The following is a 22,236-nucleotide window of genomic DNA, read 5'->3' as shown; positions in this document are numbered from 1 at the left end:
CTAATCAACTACGAGCAATTATGGAAACCGAACAAAGAAACACTACTCCATATCCAAATATTCCTGCTGTTCTTGAAAGCGACAGTCGTGAATTTCGTGACACTGGTGTACCTAGTACAGTAGCAGTAGCAGGCCATCCAATCCATCCTATTCTCGTACAGTTTCCTATCGCTTTCTTAGTCGGCGCCACTTTGACCGACGTTGTGTTCTTTTTTAACCATGACAGCTTCTGGGCGCTAGCATCATACTGGTTAATACTGGGTGGTTTTGTAGGTGGACTTGCGGCAGCCTTAACAGGTATGCTTGACTTCTTGCGTATCGAGCGAGTTCGTAAGCGTACAGCGGGATGGGCGCATATGATATTAAACATTGCCGCTTTAACATTAACACTTGTCAACTTGCTACTTCGCTGGAACCATCCAGTGTCAGCCATACTACCTTGGGGACTAGTTATTTCACTGATAGTAGCTACAGGTCTTGGGATATCAGGATGGTATGGTGGAGAGCTAGTATACCGTCACAAGATATCAGTTATCGGTAACGGTAGTCGTAGCGAACCGTAAAAAACAGAGTTTCTAGTTTTTGGAGGTGCCAAACATGAAAAAGTTACTTGTTTAACTTTTAAATTTTGGCGCCTCTAGTACCATAAAGTCAAAATAAACTTGAAGCTTTAATGTAATCCTCTCTTTGCTCGCGTCACGGTGAGCATTTTTTTTTGCTCGTAGTAAGGATTTCAGTCCTTCCCATAAATTGGGTGGAGAAACAAAACAGAAAATTATGCTTAAAAGAGTCCAAGTAAAACCAAACTCCAAAACACCGAAAATTATCTCTGAAGAAGACGGTAGCCTAACAGTATACCTAAAATCACCTCCTGTAGATGGTAAGGCAAACGAAGAATTAATCAAAACGCTAGCTGAAAAATATAACGTTCCTAAATCTCACGTCACTATCAAGTCCGGTTTATCCGCGCGGCAGAAGCTAGTTGAAATTGATACTGTCATAGTAACCCTAGTTTTTACCGTATTTTTGAAGACCGTTTACTCTTCTGTAATGTCAATGTATCCTGGTTGATTTTTGACTCGCTCGATCCAAGCGCCGATAGCAGGAAAATCTGTTAAATCATAACCACCTTCAGGCGCCACATGCGTGTATGCAAATAAGCTGATATCTGCTATCGAATAACGACCTCCAACAAAAAAAGTATTGGAAAGTAAATGATTTTCCATTATTCGCAGCGCTGTATAACCATGTTCGTGTCGTTTTTGAATTTCTGGATGATATTGCTCGTGAGTTCGGAGAATAGAAATCCAAAATCTTGGTGTTGCAATGTAAGGTTCATGGCTAAACTGCTCAAAGAACAACCACTGTATAACTTGAGCGCGCTGCCATCGGTCATATGGTAAAAACTCAGTACCTTCGCTAAGGTAAATTAAAATAGCATTTGATTCAGCTAAGTACTTACCATTTGCTACTTCTAACACTGGAATTTTACCATTTGGATTTTTGCTCAGAAAATCTGGACTCCGGGTCTCACTCTTGGTTATATCCAAGTTTACTCGCTCAAAAGGTATCCCCAGTTGTGTTAGTAAAAGCCGTATCTTATAACCATTCCCAGAAGGTAAAAAATCGAACAAGCGCAGTGTTTCCATGCCATGAAATTGGGATGAAGTTTAAATTTTTAAGAAGGCGGAAAAAACTCTATATTATCAGATTTATTCGATAATTAGGTTAAAATAATATTTATACCTTCGATAAGGTATAAAAAAGAGAGAATTATCTCGAAAATGTAATATTTAATTTGCGTATTTAGAGAATAATTTTGAGCAAGGTGGTAAGTAAAATTATGTGTGGAAGATTTACTCTAACACGATTCGAGCAAAATTTAGCTGATGTTTTTAATTTGACGGACCTTCCAGTTTCAAAGCCGCAATATAACATCGCACCCACGCAACAAGTGTTAACAGTTCTACAAGATGGAGTTTCCGTAACTCGCGCGTTAAAATCATTACGTTGGGGGTTAATACCGTCATGGTCAAAAGACCCTAGCATGGGTCAGAAGTTGATCAACGCGAGGTCAGAAACGGTTGCCGAAAAACCATCATTTCGTTCGGCATTTAAGAAACGTCGGTGTTTAGTCGTTGCAGATGGGTTTTACGAGTGGCAACGTACAGAAGGAAAAAAACAGCCTTTTTATTTTCAGCTTCAAGAGAAAAAACCATTTGGTTTTGCTGGGTTATGGGAGCAATGGCAGTCACCAGAGGGTGAAGAAATTGATACATGTACAATTTTGACAACGAGCGCGAATGAACTGATGGTGCCAATACACGACCGGATGCCAGTAATATTAAGACCAGAAGATTACGATTTGTGGCTTGACCCACAAGTACAGGACTCAAAAATGTTACAACCACTATTGCAGCCATTCTCAGCCGAAGCAATGACGGCATACCCAGTTAGCACCGTTGTCAACAGCCCTAAGAATAATATTGCAGAATGCGTGGCGCCTGTAGCGGCAAGTTAATTAAACCTGCCCTTACAATATTGATAAAGCCACAATTTAATTAAATTCTTAAGCCCTTAGCCGAACCAAAAAGAGGCGGATATGCCAAGAACCCAGAAAAACGATAACTTTATCGATAAATCCTTTACAGTAATGGCGGATATCATCCTCAAGATACTGCCAACAAACAGAAAAGCCAAAGAAGCTTTTGTATACTACCGTGATGGAATGTCGGCGCAGGCAGAAGGTGAGTATGCCGAAGCTTTAGACTATTACAACGAAGCGCTACAGCTCGAACAAGACCCCCAAGACCGCAGTTACGTTCTTTACAACATGGGGTTAATTTACGCAAGTAATGGTGACCATGAAAAAGCTTTGGAATATTACCATCAAGCAATCGAGTTGAACCCGCGAATGCCTCAAGCTTTGAATAACATTGCTGTGATTTACCACTTCAAAGGCGAAAGAGCCAAGGAAGCAGGAGACCTCGACGGTGGGGAAGTGCTGTTTGACCAGGCAACCGATTACTGGATACGCGCGATTCGTTTGGCGCCCAATAACTACATCGAAGCACAAAACTGGCTCAAGACTACCGGACGCTCCCAACTTGACATATTCTTTTAAAAGTTGAAAGTGCTGAGTGCTGAGTGCTGAGTTAAAATTCTTAACTCTTTTCCTCAGCACTCAGCACTCATTACTCATAACTAAAAATATGATTGATCGCGAACTAGTACATAAAGTAGCATTCCTCGCGCGCTTAGAATTAACACCCGAAGAGGAGGAGCAATTCACAACGCAATTGGGAAGTATTTTAGAATATGTAGACCAACTAAGCGAACTAGATGTTACCGATGTCCCGCCAACCACGCGCGCAATTGATGTTAGTAACGTAACGCGCGCAGATAATCTACAGCCTTATCCCGAACGTGAAGCAATTCTCACAGGGGCGCCTTCTCAAGAAGGTGATTTTTTCAAAGTGCCTAAAATATTAAATCCTGAGTAGGGAAGGTAAGGTGGGCAGTGCCCACCCTACGATTAGGACTTTTTTACCTTATTAGGCACAGAGAGCGCAGAGAAAGAGATTAAGTCGCGTATTTGACGCTACATCCATAAGGTTGTGTTGTAGATGTTTTTACTGCTTCACCTTTAAGGACGCTATTTACAGCCGCACGCACATAGTTATTGGCTGTTTTTGCATCTTGAGGATTTTTTGAAGAGTTATCGTCAATGGCGCCCGTGTATTGTAGTGAGAGGCTTATAAATTCGGGATTTTTTTGAGATGTGTGTACACCGTAGCCTTATCAAGGGGGGTTGGGGGGATTAAACAATCCTATAGAAAGATGACTTAAACACCACAACCTGCATCAATAAATGAAAGACAGGCGCCCACTAATTATATTTGCAGGTAGGTTAAACAATATGGGTTTAGGAATTCTCAAAGACGGAAAATGGATACCAGAGCGCGAGCAAGAAGACACAGAAGGTAAATTTATCCGTCCATCTACCACATTCCGCGACAAAATCACCGCAAATGGTTCCAGTAAATTCAAAGCAGAACCAGGAAGATATCATTTGTATATATCATGGGCATGTCCGTGGGCTTGTCGTACAGCCATTTTACGAGAACTCAAAGGACTGCAAGACGCTATTAGTATGTCAGTAGTAGCAGCAGAAATAAAAGAAAACAGTTGGGAATTTACAGACGAACCAGGCGCCATACGCGATACAGTAAACAACGCTGAGTATCTATGGCAAATTTATATTAAAGCCGACCCTAATTACAGTGGTCGTGTTACAGTACCCGTATTATGGGATAAACAAACTTCGACAATAGTAAATAACGAATCGCGCGAAATCATCAGAATTTTAGATACAGAATTTAACGAGTTCGCACGCCAAGATATTGATTTCTATCCAAAACATCTACAAGACAAAATAGACGAAACCATCGAAAAAATATACCAACCAATAAATAATGGCGTATACCGAGCAGGTTTTGCTACATCTCAAACAGCATACGACGAAGCAGTTACAGAATTATTCACAGCACTAGACCATTGGGAAAAAGTACTAGAAACACAGCGTTATTTATGCGGCACCCAAATTACCGAAGCAGACTGGTGCATATTCACAACTCTATTTAGATTTGATGCAGTATATTACGTTCACTTCAAATGCAACATCAACCGCATCATCGACTACCCAAATCTGTGGAACTACCTTAAAGAATTATATCAATACCCAGGAGTCAAAGCAACCTGTAACCTCGACCACATCAAACGCCATTATTACAAAAGTCATCCCAAAGTCAACCCCACCCGCATCGTGCCCAAAGGACCAAACATAGATTTCGAGGCGCCTCACAACCGTGATAGCTTATCAGAAAAAAATGGAGTTAAAAATTAAACTACCCCTCTTGTGGAACTATCTTGTGGAACTATCTTGTGGAACGGGCATCCCTGCCCGTCCTACAAAAAATTAAATACTTATCATTTAAAATAACCCTAGATATTTGTTTTGCATTCGCAACCCGCCAGATATATTCAAATCCAAGACTAATAGCAGTACGTTTTACAACGCTAAATAAATCAAGTTTATTGTCAGTCAAAAAATAATTTAATTAATAAAGGGTATAGAGTAAATAGTCGTAAAAATACTGATGACGGGAGAGCGGTTTGCCTTCGTAATTTAGAAAGATAACATTGTCTTTTATCATTAATTGTTGCATAGCTAAGTTTCAGTCCCGAAGACGGGATTCGTAATTTAGAAAGTCCAGTCAGTAAAGAATAGCTTGAAATAAAGACTTGTTTCAGTCCCGAAGACGGGATTCGTAATTTAGAAAGGGAGGGGGTTTGTTTGTGTACATAGACACTATACGTTTCAGTCCCGAAGACGGGATTCGTAATTTAGAAAGACAAACGCCTGCTCTATTGGAAGTCCAACTTGTTTGGTTTCAGTCCCGAAGACGGGATTCGTAATTTAGAAAGGATAAACCGGGTATTGGATTAATGGAAAAAATAAGTTTCAGTCCCGAAGACGGGATTCGTAATTTAGAAAGTTAAATCCCGCTCTTTTGATGGAAACACAGGCATCTTTCAGTCCCGAAGACGGGATTCGTAATTTAGAAAGTCAAAATTGTCACGTTTAAATTTACCCATTGAAAGTTTCAGTCCCGAAGACGGGATTCGTAATTTAGAAAGCGGCGCCGTTGAGGTAAAGGGGTCAGATACTGATAAGGTTTCAGTCCCGAAGACGGGATTCGTAATTTAGAAAGGAACTTGTTGGCGCCTGACTTTCAATTGCCTTGACCTGTTTCAGTCCCGAAGACGGGATTCGTAATTTAGAAAGCAAAAACTGGTGTGTTCGTAAAAGATTTTTCGTCAAGTTTCAGTCCCGAAGACGGGATTCGTAATTTAGAAAGGAAATAATTCGATATTTTTATTTGTATAAAATTGACGTTTCAGTCCCGAAGACGGGATTCGTAATTTAGAAAGGAAAAATGGGCTGGGAATTAGTTGGTATCAACGTTTCAGTCCCGAAGACGGGATTCGTAATTTAGAAAGCTGAAAACTAACCCGACCAATTGGTCACTTAGTCAGGTTTCAGTCCCGAAGACGGGATTCGTAATTTAGAAAGGGTATCAGTAGCAAGGCGAACTACCTTAAAAGGTGAGTTTCAGTCCCGAAGACGGGATTCGTAATTTAGAAAGTTGGAACTATGGGGAAGAGATAGTAACGCCTCTAAAGTTTCAGTCCCGAAGACGGGATTCGTAATTTAGAAAGGTTACAGTTCCAATCGAACAAATAGAGGATTATTTAGTTTCAGTCCCGAAGACGGGATTCGTAATTTAGAAAGCTGGAATAGATATTTTCATAGCAACAAGGCTGATAGAACGTTTCAGTCCCGAAGACGGGATTCGTAATTTAGAAAGAACTCGGTTCCGCTTCCTCCACCTGTTAACGTTGAAAGTTTCAGTCCCGAAGACGGGATTCGTAATTTAGAAAGGATTAGGTGGTGCTTTAGGTTTTGAGTCATCATCATGTTTCAGTCCCGAAGACGGGATTCGTAATTTAGAAAGTATTGAATATGCAAAAGCTAGAAGTGTCTATCTTTAGTTTCAGTCCCGAAGACGGGATTCGTAATTTAGAAAGCCCGCGCGCTATAACCCTTACAGGGTAACCATTCTACAGTAAGTTTTGGCAGACCTGATTTTGAGGTTTATTTCAGCCGCACTTATTGAGAGTATTTAGCATTAGCTAAAGAATCTCAAATGCTCAAACTATTGAATTGTCTAGGTTCTGGGCTTTTTGGCAGAACCCCTAGGGTTTTTGACCTCGCTTTGGTTTGCCAAACGTCAAGCTGATAGCTTAATCATAAAACGATTACTTGTTCTTGTCTAGGTTTTTCTGAACCATATGTAATTGTGCGTTTGACTGCACCTGCATCTAGTACATAAACTCGTACAGAATCTTCCTCTGGTTTAATTAACTTTTCGATTTTTATTTGCAGTTCAGTAAATTTTACCGTGGTTAAAAAGCACTCAAATACGCTGTACTGTGTCCAATTGCCAAAACCTGTAAGCATTTTATGCAAACGAGTCCGGCGCCTATTCGCGGCTTTGTTATCGGGTAAATCGTAAATAATCAGGTAAAACAGTGTACTCATTATAGTTAAAATAGGGTAAATTAAATTCTTAAAAGCCTCTCTCCTTGAAGGGAAGAGGTTTGGAGGGGAGTTTCTAGCGCAAAGCCAAAGGTTTATAAGGAATTCCCTCTTGTAAATGCCGACTTAATAACCGTGCTTGCAGTTCTATCGCGCGTCGATAGGTACATCGGTAATCAAAGACTGGATGCTTAAATTCATCTTTCATTTTCCGCTCAAACGCTTCTATAAAGCACTTTCTCGCTGATTCTGATAACCGATAGGCGCCTAGGCTTTCAGTAAAATCTTGAGGTTGAATTTCTCGCTTACTCAAAACTCCTAACACAACATTATCAGCAACTAAGGCGCGGAATTCCTCCATCAAATCAAGTACCATTGAAGGTTGACCGTGATGTACTTCATGTAAATAGCCAATATAGGCATCGAGTCCAGCAATGTGAACCGCAGCTGTTACCTGGGTTCTTAACAAAGCGTAGGCAAAACTTAATAGTGAGTTTACAGGGTCAGTCGGTGGATTTCGATTTCGACCGTTAAAAGTCCATTGTTTACCAACCATGCGGTTCCAACAAGCAAAATACTCTCGTGCTGCTAAACCTTCAACTCCTCGAACTTGGTCTATAGTCTTTTGAGTTTTAACTAAATTTTTACGCTCTTTGAGAGGATTGTTTCGCTCGTTATGGCGATACAGTACATTATATTGATTGTGAATTTTGGTTGTAACTATTGCTTTGACTAATTCCAGGCGCCGCTCTGCATCATTATAAACTTGGTATTGCGCCAGTCTTAATTGACCATTACGCGAGTGTCCCGGAAGTGCAGAACCTAAGTATTTACCAAATGGCGAAAGGTAATGTATAGGCATTCCAAGTTCTAAAGCATATACTAAGGCATCTCCGGTAACTTGAGGATTACCCATCAGTACAACTTGCTCTATTGTTTGTGCAGGAATACTCTTTTTACTCCAAGTTCCATCTTCTTGTTTAAGTGCAACAGTAAATGCTTCGTAGTTTTTACTGAGAACCGCTTCAGGTTGAGTAACGTAAAGAACTGTCATATTGATTTTAAATTTGGGGTAGGTTAGACGTGCGTAATGCTTTAACTTCAAAAGGCAAACAAATTCTCTGTAAGCTGCATGATTGACACTTTTTGGTATTATCAATTGGAGAAGGCATGGCGCCATTTGCAGCATTTTGAGCAAGTAAAACTGCCTGTTCAGTTGCTTGTCGAAGTTGAGGTGTAAAAGCTACTGTTTGTCTTCTTCTATTGGTGTGGTAAAAAATATCACCGTAAGGAATGCTGCGTCCGGTGCGTTCTTCTATACACATAGCAGCAGCACAAAGTTGAAAATGGTCGTTAAGATGTTGTGCCATTTTGCCTTTTTTATATTCGACTGGCACAAGTTGACCGTTACATTCTTCAACAGCATCGATAATTCCAGCAACTTTTAGTCTGTCACTCCACACCCATTGTTGCTGCCTAATTACCGTATCACCTTCTGTAATGATATTTTCTTCGTTAATATTGCGGTGAATATGGCGCCCTAATATAATATGTTCGTTGTCTTCCATTTCGCCTAACACATATTCTAGATAAAATCGGCGCGCGCAATATTCCCAAGCGTTTAGATAAGCTAGAGGTAAATAGTTTTCTATCATTGTTATTCGTGATTATTATTGTAGGTTAGGCGTCTCGCCTGACCGCCTGACCGTCTGCACAGGCGAGACGCCTATGCTACGACGTGTGTAGAATTGTTCTTCCCATTCCCATTGTGGTTTTGCGACCGACTCCAGAAAAACAGGCAAAATGTGCTAAGACGGTAGCAATTTTGGCTTGTTCTGCATCTGCAAAACGGTATTTTACCCTACCTTCGGCGCCTATTTCTCCTCCTCCTTCCATTTTCATAGCGTAGGTTTTGAGTTCGTAGGCAGATACTAAACCGTTCCATTCCACTGGGGAGAAGTGCAAGTTTTCGGGGGCAAATTTATTCCAGCGTCGTAGTAAACCATTAAAAACTAGTTCTAATAATGGGAAAGGTTGAATGTGTTTGCCTTGTTTAAAACTTGTAGGGGTAACAAATTCTAATTCGATAAAGTTCTGAACAGGTACTTGCATGAGCTTTTCATAGCTGGTTGTTTGCACTACGTCAACCCATGCATTTAACCTACAAGGTATTCCCACAATATTTATCTCGTTGCCCAAATCTTTACTCATTCCCCATAGTAACGGCGCCAGTAATTCTTTTTGTAACAAGTTGATTTTGAGCAATATCTTTTTAGCAGAGCAATATTCTATCCCTGTAGTTATTGGTAAGTTTTCTTGTTCGTGCAAAGTTTGTGCCAAAGCTGGGTCTGTGTTGGCAAACCAAGCAAAACACAAAGCATGAACCGCGCGTGCAATGGTAGGTGGAAGAGGACTAACAGGATTAATTGAGACTTGAATGCTATGTAAAGAATTGTTGTTTGCTTCTACTCCTGTTAATTCATAAAGCTTTTGGCGCCATTCGACCAAATTATTACTACCAATTTGCCGTACAATAGATTGCATTAAGTCTTCATACAAAGCAGGCTGTGGTAGTACTGGCATAATTTTGGTAACGCCATCTACATAACGTAATGGTATCCAAGCTGGAGATAATTCAGGCAACCAAGATGTTAACGGGGTCGCGTCAGATACAGCTTGGGTTGACCGTAAAACAACGCTTAGTCCAGCAAATTTAGTTTGAGTATCTTTGGTAGAAGTCATAACGGGCGCCAGTAGCTCGAAGTTGTAAAGGTAAATATCCAGGTTCTATTATCCTGTCTTTATGGAGTTGAGCTTTTTCTGTGGAGAAAGGATTTATACGGTTAAAAGTCGTTTTTTTACCTAGGTCATCCATTGGTTGGATAGTAAAGCTGGTGTTAGGGTCTGGTGTAAAGACAGGTTCCGAAGTTTGTTGAGTGGCGCCGGGTAAAAACTGAAAAAAACAACCTCGTTTACCGAAATAATTAATTTGGGCAAATAGCTGTGTGAGTTCGTCGAGTCGCGTTGTCTCACCACAGCAAATTTGTAAGTTTCCCTGTAAATGTATCCATTCCCGAAATACAAAACCATCTTGCATGGGTATAGTGGGACGACTTTTATCGGCTTTATCTGCTGTTTGGTCATAATAACGCAGTTTGTAACCGTTGCGATTTACCACCAACTGCTCTGGAGGCATCACATATATACGTAAATCCCGAATCCAAGTAAACTGGTTTTTAATCCAAGAGTCAAAGTCATGTTGATGGTTTTTTCCCTGTGTTTCAAGCAGCACTTTTAATAGTGCCATTTTAATAGTGTATGGAGTTGGCACTAAGTTCGAGCGCGCGGCCATACTTGTAGCATCAGAACGTTTCAGGGAAAATAAACTTACAGGTAGATATGTAACGATTAACCATTTATTCAATTGCTTCAGCATTCTCGCTCTCCCAAGGCTGCGCTTGTGCAATAATAGTTTGAATTTGTTCGGCAAATTGCGCCATTGATTCAAAATCAAAGCAGCGAATAGTATCGGCGCCGTTAAGATTATTCAAGGTATCAGCCAAGCTGTGAATTTGACGATGATAGTCTGTCTCTAAAGGACTAAGCATAGGCGCCGGACAGCGACGAGTGCTTACAGTAATTACTCCTTCAAAATAATCAGGGTGAGGTAAATTTGTATTACGCTTGGCGCCATTTGGTTGCATATATGTATAAAGTACACTCTTGAGCAAAGCATCCAAACGTTTTTTCCGCTCGGCACCATCAATGCTATAGCTGAAATTATGGGGGTTGTAGCCAATACGGAAAGCTTCAATATTTAATACAGTCGCGTATAAACCCGAACTTACCTGCACATTATATGGAGTCGGATTTTCAACACCATATTTAGCATGAAAGTAACTCTGTGTTTTTACAAAAGTAGGTAAACCAACAATGGCGCCGAACTCAATAGCAGATTCACGCTTGAGAGTTTGCCCTCCTTTAACCGTCACCATAAACCCTTCCAAGTCGCTAATAGTGCAGCATTGCAGGACTTTATTAGTTTTGGCGCCTAAATCAGTATCTTTGTCAGTAAATATGGGTAAATTTTTCTCAATATCATAGCCTATTCTATCAGGATTAAATAGCTTACCACCTTCAGATAAACTTAAACCTTCTTCGATTGCAACTCTATGTAAATGTTCAGCTTGGATATGTTTGAGCATATCACCAGAAACACCATTTACATATTCCGGTTCGTTCATACCTTTTTGAATAATATAAAAGCGACGAGTCAAAGATTGATTTCCCTCGTTACCTTCATTATTCAAAGCATGAAGTTGCCAAGATAGTAAACCGCTGATAGAAATAGAGTAAGCAACAAAATTTGTGTTTTTCATGATTTTATTGGGTGAAAATGTAAAGACGTTAAAAATTTAATCCCCCCAACCCCCCTTATTAAGGCGGGGACTTAAACTTCCCTCTTGTTTCTAATTATTAAGAAGAACTAAAATATTCCTTCTTGTTCCCCCCTTCCATGCGGGGAGTTAGGGGGGATCAGTTATGCCAAAATGCAATTTATAAATCCACAATTCGTTTAATTTACGCATTCAACTAAACTTTCCTCTATTTGCTCTTTCTCATCCTTTGGTTTACCCCAACCTTTTGCATATCCATAAGCAATTAAAAGATTAGCCACCAAACTAGACCCATGTTTCTCAACTAAATTAATTAACCTATTTAAATCATCTTTAGTTGTCCAAATGCGGCGAGACTTTTTCTGTGTACGTAAATCATCGTCAATGCGTAGATTCTCATTCTCATAACTAGCAAGAAAAGACATGATTTCAATAATAAAATCCTTCTTAGAACCAGATTGACTACTTAAACGCTGTGCCAAACCGTAAATTCTCTCCCAACCAGTATCTTTACTTTGATTCTCTTTATCACGAATAGTACCAGCATAAACAGTAGCACTATTAATTGCTTTTGCAATATTTAAAAATCCTGGGTCTTGCGTAATTTCTGTTAAAGACCAATCTCGGTCATCTTGACGATACTTATTATTATTCAAATTTCTTATCATTAAATTGAGTCCCCGTTTAGAAAAAAGTGCCACTCTACTATCGGCGCCTGCCAATTTCTTAGTAATATAATCGGCATAGCTAACTTGGAAGCGAAAGAACTGGTATAAATCATTGCCAGTGATAAAGTCTCGATATGCAGCAATTAATTCACCATGACCTTCATCAACAGAAAGCGCGCGGATTACAGTTAAATGTTCATTCAATACATTTTGATAATCAAGTAACTCATCATAGTCAGAAGGACATATCCAAGCGGGAAGTCCTAAACTAAAGACTTCTTTAACTCCATATACTTGACCCTTAGAACCAAAATGAGTCCCTGCAAAGTTACTGACAAAGTGATTCACTGGTTTATCCCAGTCGTCAAAATCATTATCTGCTGCTGCACAATGATGATTAAGTAATTCCTGACAAAACCGCAATACTAACTCAGCGTCAAACCGCGCGGCACCATGTCCACCTCCAGGTGAATGCATTAATAGTTTCTTTAAAACATCCTCATATTTACTCAAAGATATATCATGAGGTTGTAGCGCAACGAGGCGCCAGTCATAAACACGTTCAGCAACTTTCACCCGTTCAGCAACACCAAAGTTAAATAACCCATTAGCAATTAACCATAAACTCAACCAATCTGTTTTTTGTGAATCAACTTTATTACTATCCGCTTTGACTCTATTTACTCCCTGTACAGAAGTAGGTAAATAAACCTTAACCGCGCTAGCATCAGGTAACTTACATCCAGTCGCAGTTTTAAACAACTCTGCTACGAGAGCAGTTGTCGCATTCTCCTGACTAAAACCTTGGAATAGCGCAACAATTAAGGCACCGAAATAATCCCTAAGTTCCCAACCAGCTAGCCATAACTCATTATGGTTACGGTCATGACGCATCGAAGTTAAGATGGCGCCATTCTGAGTTCTAGGGTCTGGAGGTTGTGGTGATTCTTCCGTTCGTTGAACTTTACCTCGTTGTTGAAACATATACTCGCGGTAAACCTTGCGAGCTTCATTATGTTCAACAGTATTAAAAATGTTCACCTCCTCTGGTATCTTAGTAATATCTGTCTTCTGTCCCTTTACTGGTGGAAAAGCAGAACTATAGCTGATTTTGGCTATAGGTTCTATGTTCACAGCCTTTTTGAACTGGATACAATAGCGCGTCCCCTCATCTATAAGTTGAATTTGGCTTTTTTGGTTAGTTTGCTTGAGAGCGTATTCAGTAACGCGCGCTACACCCAAAGTGAAAAACGTGTCAGCGTAGTTACCATAGCTCTTTGGAATTAGTAATCGTAACATTTGGCTCGGCGCCTGGATTTATTTACTTTTGAATATAATACACCCTACCTGGAATAGGGGTCTTCCTAATGGTTCGCGTCATTAATTTTGGGTTGTAGCACGGGCATCCTCGCCTGTGCAGTGATATGGTTTTTTTACCACACGCGATTGTAGAGACGCGATTGTAGAGAGGCGATTAATCGCGTCTCTACAGGAATAAACCACAAAGGGCACAAAGGTAGGATACCGAAGAGAATTATAAAAGTGTGTATTTTAACCCACATTCCGCACTTCAAGTTGAAGTACAAAAGATTACAAGCAAGGAAAAAGTAAAAAATTAGGATAATAAAGAAATAGAGTGCTAAACGAATATATTTTTAAAAATAAATAATAAAAGATAAAAGATTTGACCCATAAAAGAGATTATACAAGCACTAAAATTTGAGGAGCAATTACTGTTCCTTTGAATGTTGATAAATTTTATTTGCATCTCTTATCTTGTTTAACTTAAGAACGCAAATAATATTTTTGACAAGATGATGGTAAACAACTCAAAATAAAATGGCGTTCTGATGTTAAATTAAAGATTTGATTAATACCATCTAAAATTAAAATGTGAATTCCTTGAAAACATTGAAATACCCATCTTAATGTCGGAGATAAAGTTAGCTTTCCTAATTGGTTCTTGATTCCGATTTTGATTCTTTTTAAGCTATTTCTCAGTTCCCTTTGACCAAGGTTATAGACTAGCAAACATAAAGACATTAAAAATAGCATTGTCTCTATTCTTTCAGGATTTTCAACGAAAAAACTATCAGCAAAAAATTAGGTTTATTTCTTAATATCGATTTACTCATATTTCACATTCATCAAATTTATTGTAACATTTGTAACTCATATAAATAATTTCAATTATAATACTTATGTCAAATAAAATACATAACTATTTGGGGTAATATAGATTCTATTTTCTGCTTATGTGGCTTTGTTCTAAAAAAGAAGCTCTTTAACGCTTTCTAGTAGCGACCAAAACAATTCCATTACACAGGCTCTTTCATTCTAGGCACCATCCAGTAATTACATGTTAATAATATTTTTTTACGTTAAAATACTTGTACACATAGTTATATTTTTTATAAATTATACTTAATAGATATCTTTTTTTGTTGTTATTTTTGTGCGTTTTTTATTTTATTTCTACGAGTTTTCATGCTCAATACAGGATATAAGCTTACTTAAAAATTCTTAGTATGTTTATTTACTAATGCCAGTAAGTGGTCATGTAATATTTTATGCGACATTCTGAAGTGCGGAATATAGGTTTTAATATAGATTTTAAATTACTTAAGCTTAAAAATCATATTTAAACTCTTTCTCTCTTCCTTTGCGCTATGAAGCGTCCTTTGCGGTTCGTATCATAAATTTAATTTTTACAGATTATGAGCAGAGTGCTATGGTAAGTTTTCAGTCCCGATAACAGGATTCGTAAATTTGAAAGGAAGTACGCGCGGGTCGTAAATGGTTAAGCGAAGAGTTTCAGTCCCGATAACGGGATTCGTAATTTAGAAAGAGCGAATAACCACCGCTATATCAGAATTTCTTTTGTAATGTTTCAGTCCCGATAACGGGATTCGTAATTTAGAAAGTCAAGTGGAGCTTTTACAAGGGTCGCTTATGTAAGGTTTCAGTCCCGATAACGGGATTCGTAATTTAGAAAGTTGAACGCAAAGAGCGCCTTTTTAGTGCTTACCAGTCCGTTTCAGTCCCGATAACGGGATTCGTAATTTAGAAAGGAATTGGTTGACCCAATCCCAGGAAGGCGCCACCAATGTTTCAGTCCCGATAACGGGATTCGTAATTTAGAAAGCATATCAAAAATCCAATTCAACGCGGCCATCAATAATGTTTCAGTCCCGATAACGGGATTCGTAATTTAGAAAGAAAATGCTTTTGGTATTTAAGTATGGCGGAATTTGGAGTTTCAGTCCCGATAACGGGATTCGTAATTTAGAAAGTCAAGGTAGACAAGAGGACTATCTAACAATTTGCTATGTTTCAGTCCCGATAACGGGATTCGTAATTTAGAAAGTCGCGTTGATTTGAGTTAGTGTCGATGAGCTTAGAGTTTCAGTCCCGATAACGGGATTCGTAATTTAGAAAGCTTGTTCTTTAAAGTTAACATCGTATGTCTGCAAGTTTCAGTCCCGATAACGGGATTCGTAATTTAGAAAGCCCTTTCCGTCTGGGTCATCGCTATAAGGTTTGTCGTTTCAGTCCCGATAACGGGATTCGTAATTTAGAAAGACCGCGCGCTGCAACCCTTGCGTAGTAAGCATTCTGTAAAGGTTTTTGGCAGACCTCAAAATCAGGTTCATTTTAGCCGCGCTTATTGCAACTAATTACTGATAACAGAGAAATGCTAAACGCTGTAATTATTATGTTGTCTAGGTTCTGGGGATTTTGGCAGAACCCCTAGGGTTTTTGCCCTCGCTTTGGTTTGCCAAACGTCAAGCTGATTGCTTAATCATAAGGCGAGATGTTGCTTTTGTCTAGCTTAATGTAACAATTGTACAGACCTTTGGTCACACAGGCGCAGTGCCCTAACTATTAATAGATATAGTTGAAAGTATTCTAGTTCGTCGTTGGCAAATTTGTTTAAGTCGAGTTCTTTGAGTGAGTAGAGGTTTTGTTTTAATTTGGGTTCAGATAAGGGTAAGGTTGTTGGTAAAAATCGTTTCATGTTTCGCCAGCTTTGAGTTATTGCTTTGTGTGCTTCTTTCTGTAGCTCTATGGTGCGAAGCTTTGCTATGTCTTGACTATTCCATCCACTTGCCCAAGCTGAGTGATGGCGCCCTGTTGACATAATTACTGTGTAGCATATGTGTTTAATTTGCTCAGTATCAGCATCAAATTCGGCGCCTAGTAGTGGAGCTAGAGATTGTTTGAGAATTTCGTGTGCGAGGAAAGCGCTTTCGACTGCGTGGTTGGGACGTTTGTTTTTACGTTCGTAAGTTTTTAGCGCTTGGTACTGCTGTTTGTCTTCTGGGTCGTAGTCTGTATGTGCTAGTAGGTGGTTTCTGGGATTGGTTGCTTTAAATTGTTGATGAGCTATTTGTTGCCATCCTAGCATGACTTGCTGCCATTTGGTTTGGAGTTTGCCTAGGTCATGGGTAAAGATTGCTAAAAAGACTAAGATTTCAAATAATGCTTCTGTTTGATTTTGTGTTGCGTCAGGAAAGATTTTTGCTTTGATGAATTTTCCACCTGCTGTTAATAGTTCTTCCCGCGCGCTAATATACGTGATTTTTTCAGAAGCACCGTTTTTGATGATAGTGGTTGTAAAAGGTTGGCGCCAGCATTTCCACATTAACACTAAGTGCCCTACATAATTATCCATTTTGTAGCAGTACTGGCTAGTGGCTTTTTTTTCTGGCTTTGCTGGTGATTCAAAACCGTTACCAAATATATCTATACCTATTTGTAATCCAATTTGCTCATCGTAGGCAATATATCTAGGGTTTACTAATATCCGAATGCTGCTAATTAAGAAATCACGCGAAGTTATTGGTGTACAATTAGGTTCTGCGTAAGTTTCTGATTTAGATGCAGGCGCCTCAATTCGTTTAAAAATCCAATCAGTGCCAAAGTCTAGACTGGCTTTAAAATCATGCCAAGCTTTACACAAAGTAGAGACAGGAACCGAGAAAGGCAGTAATTTATTAGGGTCAATAGTTTCTGAATCTCCAAAATCTGTAATAATTGAGTTATCCCAAGTAAAAATACTGCGACTATCAACATTTCGTATCAACTCGCGCGCAGTATGTTCTTCTCCTTTAAAAACAGCATTCTCAAAATGTTTCTCAAACTCCATGCGATTATCTTGTCTACGCTTTTGTTCGAGCGAATCTTCTTGTGTGTGAACTTGATTTATCCATTGTTCCTCAAGTCTAAAACCAACGTTTTGATTTACTATCCCGGAATTTGTATGTGTTTCTAACACTTGCCATGTTAGCTCACATGTTTCTTTAGGATACGGCAAAAAGCTGATTTTGTTATCTTGATTATCTTCTGGGTCAATATCTGCCTCAGCTAATTCTATATTTTCTTGATTAACTTCCACCGAACGATAAACAAATACTTCACCATATTCACCCGCAAACCTCGCACAACGTCCCGCGCGTTGTAATAATGAGTTCATTGGGCAAAGCTGAACATGCATAACTTCACACGTAATATTGATCCCCGCTTCTATAACTTGTGTAGATATTAAAACTTCGCAGGCGCCTTCATCATGTAACTTCCAATTTTGAGCAAATTTTTCCTTTAAATCAGACTCTTTTGCCGCACGATGTTCGGGTAAAAATCTTGAGTGAAGCAAGGTAATATTTAACTCAAAGTCAAAGTCGAGTGCTTCTAAGTCTTTATATAATGCCTGTGACTGAGAGACAGTGTTACATATAACTATGACTCGCTTGCGTTCATGCGCGCGGATATCATCCCAAATAATTTGTGCTGTTAGTTGAGAAAGTGCGCGGAATGTTCGGCAACGGTTCGCTTCTATGAATTGTAGGTCGGTGTTTTGTATTTGAATAATTTCCATTGTTGATCCCCCCAACCCCCCCCTTAATAAGGGGGGCTAAGATTTGTTTATATATGAGACTAAGATTTGTTTATGTATAATGCTAAAATTTGTTTCCTTTCTTATTCCCCCCTTATTAAGCTGTCGTGTACACACAACTCCTTGGCATCGGGGGCAGGGGAGCAGGGAGGCAGGGGAGGGGTGATTTAGCCAAGTTTTTCTGTCGCTTTATTTAACTGTTGGCACCTCCTTAATTTGTTTGTCGGGCTTGGGAGTTCTAAGAGCAGTATTGAAAGTAAACTAGTTAATATCAGCTTTTTTAGAGAGGCATAAGCGATGGATAACCCAATTCTGGTTCACGCTCAAAACATTCAAGCAACCGCATTTGGAGACTTAATGTTGGAAAAAAGGGGGCGGCATTGTATGATTCAATGCTGCGACACCAGTCTGTAAATATTCGACAAATAAGTCGAAATCGAGCAGAACAAATAGGATACTATCGTTTTTTGGAGAACTCAAGTGTGACAGTATCTGAATTAACACGTAGTCTTTCCGACCATTGCAGTTTACAAGTCGAAGGGAAACATGTACTAGCAATCAGTGATAGCAGCGAAGTTAACTTGCAGTCTCATGTGGGTAGGCTGAAGTTAGAAGATTTAGGCGTTGTTGGTAATAACAAAGATGTCGGTTTTTTGTAAGCGTTCAGGGGGCGCCGACAACAACAATGTTTATCCTCGCTTTCTCCAACTTTAGAAGGCACAACATGTAAACAACAAAACCCTTATCCGAGTGCTTCATTACCTTGGGCGACTTGGTTTATTGCCAGACTAGGTGGTTGGTCTGGTTACAGTTCCCAAAGGGAGCCAGGAATGCTTACTCTAATTCGGGGATTGAGACAATTTGAATCCATCTTTTTAGGATGGAAGCTAGCTCAACCCTTACCAGATAAACTTTGAGTCACCGTTTTTTAAATAGGCGTCCGAGTCAAGACCTATAATAAAGAGACAGTCTTGGAGGCTATTGATACTTTGAATGCAGCAAACCCAAGGAAAAGTAACTAGAGAAGCGATAAAAGAGCATAAAGATTTAGCGATTTATAAGATTGCTTATTCCGTGTCAATGGAAATTTTTGAGTTATCTAAAAAATTTCCTCCCGAAGAAAAGTCTGCTTTAACCAGCCAAATTCGTCGCTCTTCACGCTCTGTTTGCTCAAATCTAGCTGAAGCTTGGAGAAAAAGACGCTATGAGGCGGCTTTTATTGCAAAATTGAATGATAGTGAAGCCGAAGCTGCTGAAACTCAGACTTGGATTGATTATGCTGTCGATTGTGGTTATATTAGCTCAGATTTAGGACGAGAATTTTACGCTCGCTACAATCGAATTTTATCTGGTTTGGTTAATATGATTAATAATCCATCTCCTTGGTTAATTACTCGTAAATAGAAAAAATTTTAATACCCATTTTGGGCACTCCTCCGTCTCCTCCTGTTTTCTCCCAATGCCCGCCTCCCCTGCTCCCCTGCTTCAAAAGCCCCCCTTGCCAAGGAGTTGTGTGTACACGACAGCCTTATTAAGGGGGGCTAGGGGGGATCAAATTCTATAATATTTTTAATCTGACTTGCAAGCTCATCAGTTAAAGTAGCCGTCATCAACAGAAACGGTGAAATACCTTTAACCTGCTGCAATACTTTCAAAACAGTTGTAAAAGAGCGCTCAGGGTCAAGAAGGTGCAACTCATCGAACACCAAGTAAGACGCAAAGACGGCGCCAGCATTAATATTAGCAGAACCGCGACCAACCGAATAAGGGATATTTAAAAAGCTGCTCAACATTTGGTCAATAGTGCAAAAAACAATATCACCTTCAAAGCGAGGGTCTTCAGGGTTTTCCCCAGTTTGTAAAGTTACTACAACTTTATGAGGTAACTCATGAACCTGCAACCAACGCGCGACTAATTCCTCTGTTCTTTGACGCAAGCTATTGGCAAGCGTTCGCAAAGGAACAACGTAAATTAACTTATTAGGAAAATCAAGATTAAAGGTTTTAGCAAAGAGAAACGGTGCTATTGCAGTCTCAGTTTTTCCTGAACCAGTAGGCGCCCGAAGTAGAGTATTTTGTTGGTTGAGAATGCGAGTAATAGTTTGCGTTTGGAAAGCGCGCGGGTTATAGGTAGTGAGAGTTTGGAACAAATAGGGAATATCCATAAAATTAGACGCACTGTTTATCAAAAAAAATTACAGTATTTTACACTTTATTTAATTAATTGAAACATATTTATTTGGCTAATTTATAAATATATTTAATAGATTTTGTTGAATATTAGTGTACTTAATTTTGATAAAATCACATTATTGATTTAGTAATATCAGTATGATTGACCACGACCGACTGTTTAAAGAATTAATCTCTACATTTTTTGTTGAATTTTTAGAACTGTTTTTCCCACAGGTGTTAGCTTATACTGACATATCTTCAATAGAGTTTTTGGATAAAGAAATCTTTACCGATGTTACCGAAGGAGAAGAATACGAAACTGACATATTAGTAAAAGCACGCTTCTCTAATAAAGATGGGCATTTCTTAATTCATATTGAGAATCAATCATATAAACAAGGTAAGTTCGAGCGAAGAATGTATATTTATTTTGCTCTATTATCTCAAAAACACGCATTACCCGTGTATTCAATTGCCGTTTTATCTTACGAGAATCCACGCACAACACAATCAAAGATATATCGTGTTGATTTTCCTGATAAAACAGTTAATATATTCAATTTTGAAATAGTTCAACTCAACCAATTTAACTGGCGCAGCTTTTTACAGAAACAAAATCCTGTAGCTGCTGCACTAATGGCTAAAATGAATATAGCAGCTAAAGACCGTCCAAAGGTCAAATTTGAGTGTTTACGCTTGTTATCAACTTTACGTCTCGACAAAGCACGAACGAAAATGGTTTCAGGGTTCGTAGATACTTACCTCAAGCTAAACCAAGCAGAGGAACAAATTTTCCAGTCAGAAATAGTTAAACTAGAACCAGTTAAAAAGGAGGCAGTTATGGAAATCATTACTAGTTGGCAGTTACAAGGTAGAGAGGAAGGTAGAGAGGAAGGTAGAGAGGAAGGTAGAGAGGAAGGTAAACAAGAAGGAAAGTTAGAACTTGTCATGCGTCTGCTTAACCGCAAAATTGGTTTAATGGCGCCTGATGTAGAAGAACGCATTCGCAGTCTTACAGTTACCCAGTTAGAAAATTTAGCTGAGGCTTTATTAGATTTTACAACCGCAGAGGATTTAGCAAATTGGTTAAATCAACTATCAAGTTGATTATGTAGAGACGTGATATATCACGTCTCACAATTTAAATTTCCAAGAAAAATTCACAATGGCTAATATTTTTGCTTCTTCATTACTTGTTATGCTAAATACGTCTAAAAAATAGCTTTAAATCCTTTCTAGGCAAGAGCAGCAGCCATTCTCTTAATGTTTAAGCCTTTACCGCACGCATGAAATGTTCTCTTTAAGTAACTAACAAGTCATCGAGTTGTAACTCAGACTGTTGAAAAACATAATTAACAGATGCAAATAGTTTATCTAGCTCATAAATAGTATTAGGAGTAATATTTCTGGTAAATTTATTAGCTTCCAACTTACCAAACTCCCATGTGGTACCATTAGAAACAATGCCATATATCGTTATCACAAATTCGCCATTTAGCCTTTGAGCAGCTATCATCTCAGCTAGACATTGTGCCCAACCACCCTCAAAATCATCTTGTTTGGCTTCTACAAGTATAAAATATGGCTTGTCAAATACTACTTTTCCTAAAGATGACCTTTTAGCAAGAATATATTCGGGATAACCTGTTAACTTTTCGTTATAATCAAGAAATTCATGGCTCCATAAAGTGAACTTGCTACTGTAGCGTTTCCAAACTTCTTTTAAAACTGGATATATTAGATTTTCGCAAATAGCATACTCTGAGTTATTTATAACTCCTTCCCGCATTACTGTTTCTAAGTCTTCACGAAAGTAATCAGAAACTTTAAACTCAGCTTCACCCATAAAATTTGATTCCACGTAGGAAACCTGATACTCTTTAAGAACGCTACTAATCGTTTTGTAACTACTAAAAGCCATTTTAAACTCCTTGCATA

The 22,236-nt window shown here is 38.9% G+C and carries 18 protein-coding genes, 3 pseudogenes and 2 CRISPR repeat arrays; of the genes and pseudogenes, 9 read left to right on the top strand and 12 right to left on the bottom strand.

Annotated elements, in window-relative coordinates; translation table 11 throughout:
- Positions 1-20 precede the first annotated feature (20 nt).
- Positions 21-563, top strand: coding sequence for a DUF2231 domain-containing protein (locus AC2JBO_RS11660; RefSeq protein ID WP_496953812.1), 543 nt, complete (start codon positions 21-23; stop codon positions 561-563).
- Positions 564-777: 214 nt separating this feature from the next.
- A pseudogene (locus tag AC2JBO_RS11655) lies at positions 778-993 on the top strand (DUF167 domain-containing protein); the annotation flags it as partial.
- 44 nt (positions 994-1,037) lie between these two features.
- Here the strand turns inward: AC2JBO_RS11655 and AC2JBO_RS11650 are convergent.
- Positions 1,038-1,649 (bottom strand): glutathione S-transferase family protein, encoded by a 612-nt coding sequence (locus AC2JBO_RS11650; RefSeq protein WP_496953811.1) that lies wholly within the window; start codon positions 1,647-1,649, stop codon positions 1,038-1,040.
- A 194-nt stretch (positions 1,650-1,843) separates the two neighbouring features.
- Between AC2JBO_RS11650 and AC2JBO_RS11645 the strand changes: the two genes are divergently transcribed.
- The 4 genes from AC2JBO_RS11645 (at position 1,844) to AC2JBO_RS11630 (ending at position 4,906) form a co-directional block, all read left to right on the top strand.
- The gene (locus AC2JBO_RS11645; RefSeq protein ID WP_496953810.1) at positions 1,844-2,521 is read left to right on the top strand and encodes an SOS response-associated peptidase; all 678 of its coding nucleotides are present in this window, start codon (positions 1,844-1,846) and stop codon (positions 2,519-2,521) included.
- A gap of 81 nt (positions 2,522-2,602) precedes the next feature.
- On the top strand, positions 2,603-3,124 hold the full coding sequence (locus tag AC2JBO_RS11640) for a photosystem I assembly protein Ycf3 (RefSeq protein ID WP_496953809.1): 522 nt from the start codon (positions 2,603-2,605) through the stop codon (positions 3,122-3,124).
- A gap of 88 nt (positions 3,125-3,212) precedes the next feature.
- Positions 3,213-3,503 (top strand): Asp-tRNA(Asn)/Glu-tRNA(Gln) amidotransferase subunit GatC, encoded by a 291-nt coding sequence (gene gatC, locus AC2JBO_RS11635; RefSeq protein WP_496953839.1) that lies wholly within the window; start codon positions 3,213-3,215, stop codon positions 3,501-3,503.
- 416 nt (positions 3,504-3,919) lie between these two features.
- Entirely contained in the window at positions 3,920-4,906 is a 987-nt protein-coding gene (locus tag AC2JBO_RS11630) for a glutathione S-transferase family protein (RefSeq protein WP_496953838.1), read from the top strand.
- Between the two features lie 328 nt (positions 4,907-5,234).
- Positions 5,235-6,651: a CRISPR direct-repeat array (repeat unit 37 nt; unit sequence GTTTCAGTCCCGAAGACGGGATTCGTAATTTAGAAAG).
- A gap of 220 nt (positions 6,652-6,871) precedes the next feature.
- Here the strand turns inward: AC2JBO_RS11630 and cas2 are convergent.
- The 9 genes and pseudogenes from cas2 to cas3 form a co-directional block, all read right to left on the bottom strand.
- Positions 6,872-7,165, bottom strand: a complete 294-nt coding sequence (cas2, locus tag AC2JBO_RS11625; protein WP_496953808.1) for a CRISPR-associated endonuclease Cas2 — start codon at positions 7,163-7,165, stop codon at positions 6,872-6,874.
- 73 nt (positions 7,166-7,238) lie between these two features.
- Positions 7,239-8,216: a type I-D CRISPR-associated endonuclease Cas1d gene (cas1d, locus tag AC2JBO_RS11620; protein ID WP_496953807.1), complete on the bottom strand. Its 978-nt coding sequence runs from the start codon at positions 8,214-8,216 to the stop codon at positions 7,239-7,241.
- Between the two features lie 7 nt (positions 8,217-8,223).
- On the bottom strand, positions 8,224-8,817 hold the full coding sequence (gene cas4 / locus AC2JBO_RS11615; RefSeq protein ID WP_496953806.1) for a CRISPR-associated protein Cas4: 594 nt from the start codon (positions 8,815-8,817) through the stop codon (positions 8,224-8,226).
- 76 nt (positions 8,818-8,893) lie between these two features.
- Complete coding sequence (gene cas6 / locus AC2JBO_RS11610; RefSeq protein ID WP_496953805.1) at positions 8,894-9,904, bottom strand: CRISPR system precrRNA processing endoribonuclease RAMP protein Cas6; 1,011 nt, start codon at positions 9,902-9,904, stop codon at positions 8,894-8,896.
- Positions 9,876-10,598 (bottom strand): hypothetical protein, encoded by a 723-nt coding sequence (locus tag AC2JBO_RS11605; protein ID WP_496953804.1) that lies wholly within the window; start codon positions 10,596-10,598, stop codon positions 9,876-9,878. The genes cas6 and AC2JBO_RS11605 overlap by 29 nt, the downstream gene beginning before the upstream one ends.
- A complete protein-coding gene (locus AC2JBO_RS11600; RefSeq protein WP_496953803.1) occupies positions 10,579-11,541 on the bottom strand; it encodes a DevR family CRISPR-associated autoregulator in 963 nt (320 codons plus the stop codon). The genes AC2JBO_RS11605 and AC2JBO_RS11600 overlap by 20 nt, the downstream gene beginning before the upstream one ends.
- A 197-nt stretch (positions 11,542-11,738) precedes the next feature.
- Positions 11,739-13,526 carry a hypothetical protein gene (locus AC2JBO_RS11595; RefSeq protein ID WP_496953802.1) on the bottom strand — a complete coding sequence of 596 codons (1,788 nt, stop codon included), beginning with the start codon at positions 13,524-13,526 and terminating at the stop codon, positions 11,739-11,741.
- 486 nt (positions 13,527-14,012) lie between these two features.
- Positions 14,013-14,330 (bottom strand): annotated as a pseudogene (locus tag AC2JBO_RS11590) (IS1634 family transposase); the annotation flags it as partial.
- Between the two features lie 636 nt (positions 14,331-14,966).
- A CRISPR array of direct repeats spans positions 14,967-15,809; the repeat unit is 37 nt; unit sequence GTTTCAGTCCCGATAACGGGATTCGTAATTTAGAAAG.
- Between the two features lie 250 nt (positions 15,810-16,059).
- A complete protein-coding gene (cas3, locus tag AC2JBO_RS11585) occupies positions 16,060-18,105 on the bottom strand; it encodes a CRISPR-associated helicase Cas3' (RefSeq protein ID WP_496953801.1) in 2,046 nt (681 codons plus the stop codon).
- Between the two features lie 410 nt (positions 18,106-18,515).
- Here cas3 and AC2JBO_RS11580 point away from each other — a divergent pair.
- Positions 18,516-18,776: pseudogene (locus tag AC2JBO_RS11580) on the top strand (IS4-like element ISSysp3 family transposase); the annotation flags it as partial.
- Between the two features lie 340 nt (positions 18,777-19,116).
- Positions 19,117-19,527 carry a four helix bundle protein gene (locus tag AC2JBO_RS11575; RefSeq protein ID WP_496953800.1) on the top strand — a complete coding sequence of 137 codons (411 nt, stop codon included), beginning with the start codon at positions 19,117-19,119 and terminating at the stop codon, positions 19,525-19,527.
- A 137-nt stretch (positions 19,528-19,664) separates the two neighbouring features.
- Here AC2JBO_RS11575 and AC2JBO_RS11570 read toward each other — a convergent pair whose 3' ends face one another.
- On the bottom strand, positions 19,665-20,288 hold the full coding sequence (locus tag AC2JBO_RS11570; protein ID WP_496953799.1) for a DEAD/DEAH box helicase: 624 nt from the start codon (positions 20,286-20,288) through the stop codon (positions 19,665-19,667).
- 166 nt (positions 20,289-20,454) lie between these two features.
- Here AC2JBO_RS11570 and AC2JBO_RS11565 point away from each other — a divergent pair, with 166 nt between their 5' ends.
- The gene (locus AC2JBO_RS11565) at positions 20,455-21,405 is read left to right on the top strand and encodes an Rpn family recombination-promoting nuclease/putative transposase (RefSeq protein ID WP_496953798.1); all 951 of its coding nucleotides are present in this window, start codon (positions 20,455-20,457) and stop codon (positions 21,403-21,405) included.
- A gap of 193 nt (positions 21,406-21,598) precedes the next feature.
- Here the strand turns inward: AC2JBO_RS11565 and AC2JBO_RS11560 are convergent, their stop codons facing one another.
- Positions 21,599-22,219, bottom strand: coding sequence for a hypothetical protein (locus AC2JBO_RS11560; RefSeq protein ID WP_496953837.1), 621 nt, complete (start codon positions 22,217-22,219; stop codon positions 21,599-21,601).
- Positions 22,220-22,236: the final 17 nt, after the last annotated feature.

This window comes from Calothrix sp. CBUCES-K 9914, from assembly GCF_059640475.1.
This window is presented reverse-complemented; position numbering and strand designations above follow the sequence as displayed.